Annotated in this window: 5 protein-coding genes; 4 read left to right on the forward strand and 1 reads right to left on the reverse strand. The window is 33.6% G+C overall.

Annotated elements, in window-relative coordinates:
• Positions 1 to 102: 102 nt before the first annotated feature.
• From AOG55_RS03860 to AOG55_RS03875, 4 genes are all read left to right on the forward strand, one after another.
• The gene (locus tag AOG55_RS03860) at positions 103 to 339 is read left to right on the forward strand and encodes a hypothetical protein (RefSeq protein ID WP_055040917.1); all 237 of its coding nucleotides are present in this window, start codon (positions 103 to 105) and stop codon (positions 337 to 339) included.
• 235 nt (positions 340 to 574) lie between these two features.
• Positions 575 to 1,012, forward strand: coding sequence for a hypothetical protein (locus AOG55_RS03865; RefSeq protein ID WP_055032568.1), 438 nt, complete (start codon positions 575 to 577; stop codon positions 1,010 to 1,012).
• Between the two features lie 169 nt (positions 1,013 to 1,181).
• Positions 1,182 to 1,787 carry an FmdE family protein gene (locus tag AOG55_RS03870; RefSeq protein WP_055032569.1) on the forward strand — a complete coding sequence of 202 codons (606 nt, stop codon included), beginning with the start codon at positions 1,182 to 1,184 and terminating at the stop codon, positions 1,785 to 1,787.
• A 6-nt stretch (positions 1,788 to 1,793) separates the two neighbouring features.
• Positions 1,794 to 2,558 (forward strand): sulfite exporter TauE/SafE family protein, encoded by a 765-nt coding sequence (locus tag AOG55_RS03875; RefSeq protein ID WP_048102328.1) that lies wholly within the window; start codon positions 1,794 to 1,796, stop codon positions 2,556 to 2,558.
• A 328-nt stretch (positions 2,559 to 2,886) separates the two neighbouring features.
• Here AOG55_RS03875 and AOG55_RS03880 read toward each other — a convergent pair whose 3' ends face one another.
• Positions 2,887 to 4,221 (reverse strand): APC family permease, encoded by a 1,335-nt coding sequence (locus AOG55_RS03880; protein ID WP_231563450.1) that lies wholly within the window; start codon positions 4,219 to 4,221, stop codon positions 2,887 to 2,889.
• Positions 4,222 to 4,252: the final 31 nt, after the last annotated feature.

Raw genomic sequence — 4,252 nt, forward strand, 5'->3', positions numbered from 1 at the left:
TTATCAAATTATAAAGTTTCAGCTAAATTAATTTTGGAATCCGAAAATTCGTAGAACCACATCTCATTTGTATGGCACGCCGGTGAACCACTCAGTATTCCTGTGAGTTTTTATGATGAGGCCCTTCAAATTATAGAATCACACAATAAATTTAATATTAAAATTTATCATAGAATACAGGCAAATGGAACATTGATAAGCAAAAAATGGATATCCTTTTTCAAAAAATGGAGTGTAAACATTGGCATTAGTATGGATCCACCGGGATTCATCCATGATAAATACCGAATGGATCGCCCTGGTAATGGTACATTTAATCTTGTTTTAAGGGGGAATTAATCTGCTAAATAGCGAAAATTATCAATTTCATGCCATAACAGCATTAACTCCGGAAGCCCGTAATTATCCTGATACTATCTGGAAGTTTTATGTATTAAATGGAATAAAAAATGTATCCCTTAATCCTGTAAGGATAGATGGGTCAAATCGCGTAATTAACCTTAACTCAGGAATATCATATGAGAAATTTAAAAATTTTATTTATAAAATTTTAACAATAAGGGAAAATTCGGGGGTGGACATCTTTCTAAGATGGGAGGACACAGAAAGAGCAGTTATTGAAAATGGAATTGAAACAGAACGTGATGCAGGCAAACCACTTCAGATAATTACAATAGATGCTGCAGGTAATTTATCCGCATTTACATCGGTTCTGGCAACCGTAACCCCATGCAAATTATGGGCGTTTATATTTGCAAATATAATGAATATTAAATCACTAAATGATGTTATAACAAATCAAAAATTAGTAAAAATAAAAAATGAAATTGATTTGGGAAAAACCGTGTGCAAAAATACGTGCGATGATTTAAGTGTATGTGGAGGAGACCCTGCAATGAAATTATGTGAGAATAATACCTTTGCAGGCACAGAAACAACAGAATGCAGGCCTGCTATAAAGGTCAGAACGGATGCCTTACTGGAATATCTTGAGACATTGCCATATAAATAGTTCCTTTATGAGAAAATATCACCTGGAATTTACTGACATTATTTATAAGAAACAAATCTAATTGGTTTTTATATGTGAAAATAAATTTAATACAACCTATTATTTTAATTATTAATTGACCGGTCAATTAACTTTAAATATTTCAATATAATATTGTGCTGTGAAAAATATGGAACAAATACACATAATACCTGAATTTGCCTATGATTTTCATGGGCACAGATGTCCGTATATGCCACTGGGTTTTATGGCTGGAGAGTATGCAATGAGGCTTCTTGGAGTAGAAAGGGAAAGGGATCACAAAACCTTCCTATTTTCAGAAATGGGTGATGAGCACTTGCAGGGCTGCTTTAACGACGGATTGCAGGCTGCAACGGGATGCACATACGGAAAACAGATATTTAAGCTGATGAATTACGGCAAGGCCGCAGCAATATTATACAAACCTGAAAAGGGGGCTGTACGTGTAATAGTAAACGATGATATACTTAAGGATCTTGAAAAATTCAAATTTTTTGAGTACCGTTATAAGGGCTATGAACCATCGGAAATACCTCTGGATGTATCTAATGAGGTTATAGATTATTTAACATCAATACCTGATGAGAAACTGTTTAGATATGAGTTTTTAAAAGATTTTACATACACTCCATTGAAGAAAACATCAAAGAAAATAGAATGCGACGACTGCCACGAGCTTGTATTTGAGAATTATATAAAAATCTGGAAGAATAAAAAGCTTTGCACAACATGCTATGAAAAAGAAAGAAGATGATAATTTATGACGATTTTATATATTTTTATTCTTTTTATTACATGGCTTTTATCTGCATTATTTGCAATTGCAGGTGTTGGTGCTGCAAATACGCTTATACCAGTATATTATTCGCTGGGGATACCATTTTCAATAGCGGCCGCTGCCGGCTTACTTCTTAATGTTTTTTCATTATCCTCATCAACTGCAAATAACGGCAGAAAAAAAAGGATAAACTGGAAGCTTGGGACAATGTTTTTAATACCTGCGGTTATAATGGCGCCTGTAGGAGCATACATAGGAATACATACACCAAAGCATATATTATTATGGATATTTGTTGCATTTCTTGCATACACACTTTATAATCTTATAAAAATGAAAAAAGCAGTTAATGAGGAATCAAAATTTAAGGGCGTGAAAGGGCTTTACCTTGGAATATCTGTTGGTGCACTTGCAGGATTCCTTGGAGGTCTTCTTGGTGTAGGCGGTGGCATGATTATACTTCCTGTGTTAACATTTATAGAAACTGATTTCAAGAAAATATCTGGAACTGCAGGATATATAGCACTTTTTAGTTCTGCCAGCGGATTCTTATCATATTTATCGTTGCTTCATGGCGTTAACTACTTGCTATGGATAATCGTCCTTGTTGGGGGCATATTGGGTGGCTTTACCGGATCTTTCCTGATGAATAAATTTAAAAGCAGTACAGTAAAGGGCATAATAATAGTGATAATCACATTTGTTATGATAAAGGTCGTTTTGACCCTTATTGGATTAAAATTTTAATTTCATATCAATTCCTTTTAATTTTTCCCGCATGGCAATCTAAAACAGGAAGTCCATTTAACATGCCCATAAAGCATATATAACATAAATGGAAATGAAGTAATATAAATGTAATTATTTATGAGGATCATAAACTCCCAAATGAAAAAGTGCTCGTTAAAAGAATAAACAGGAAAATATTTAAATGTTCAAGTATCTAGCAAATAAAAACCAGTGGGTTATATCCAGAAAGTTTAAGCATCCAGGAAGTGATAAATTCTAAGGATGCTTTAACATATTTGGCAGAAATCCTGACCCTGAAAGTTTAGAATTTAATATGAATTAATTATTATTTGAATAATTCCTCCCTTATTACCCTATCACGTTTAAATTCTATAAAGAAATAATATAGCATAAATAATATTAGGATTATAATCACACCTATATCAAGGGCTTCCTTTGGCATTCCGTATATGAAAAGAACTAATAATATTATGGCAACTATAACTGTATATGGGTATAAAGGTGTTTTAAACGTTCCAGATTTTTTTATTCTTCTAAAATGTATTACTGCAAAGCTTGATACAAGATATGATAGTAAAAGCCCAAAATTGCTTATTGCTGCTATTATATACACATTGCCGGAGAAAAGCATTACAATTCCTATTACTGAGGAAATTATAACACCATTGACAGACACATCTTTTTTTGAATTAAATTTTCTGAAGAATTTTGGAAGGAGCTTATTTTCACCAATCTGGTAAAGCACTCTGGATGATGTCATTATCATTGCAAGCGTTGCCGAAGTTGTTGCTATTAAGGCACCTATTGTTACAATAAAGTAAAGATAATACGGTGCATGTACATAACTTAATGCAAATGCTAATGGATCCGCAGATACAGTATACTTTGAGGCCGGAACCATTAATATTAATGCAACAACGACTAATATATAGAATATCATGCTTATTACAACTGAGAATACTATTGCCTTTGCTGCCTTGTTTGCACCGCCGTTAACATCTGATGTTAATGTAGATATTGACTGAAATCCAGAATATGCAAAAAATACAGCTATGCTTGCAGAGAATATCGCATAAACATTATCCTTGGAGGGTGGAACTGTAAAATTTGATACATTTAATGTTTTTGTTGAATATGCAAGCACAACTGCGGAAATAACAAAAATTGTCAGTATTCCGAGCTTTATCATTACAAGATAAAAATCTGCACTTGCAGCCTTTTTAATTCCAATAATATTTAAAATTGATAATACAAATATTAAAATAATTGCAAAAATAATGGAGTAATAACCAGAATGAAGGCCTGTTAGGCTTCCAAGATATGAACCAAAGCCCAGGGCTATTGCCGCAATTGCTGTGGAGAAACTAAAATATAAGAGAATTCCGGTTATAAAACCCATCTCGCTGCCGAATGCCTCAAAAATAAATGAAAATGAGGCCCCCTTTGCATGCGGCATTATGGATCCGAGCTCACCGAATTCCATGGCTATTATTATTGCAAGAACACCAACAAGGGCAAAAGCAATTAATGCATTGGCACCTGCCAAGGCTATTGTTGTTCCACTTAAGACAAATATGCCTGCGCCTATAATTGCACCGAGGCCAACTGCAGTTGCAACAGGTACACTTATTAATTTTTGATCCTTTATATTATCACCCAATCAAATATTTACTGTATATTTAATTAATACA

The sequence above is a fragment of the Acidiplasma cupricumulans genome (assembly GCF_001402935.1).
GTDB lineage: Archaea > Thermoplasmatota > Thermoplasmata > Thermoplasmatales > Thermoplasmataceae > Acidiplasma > Acidiplasma aeolicum.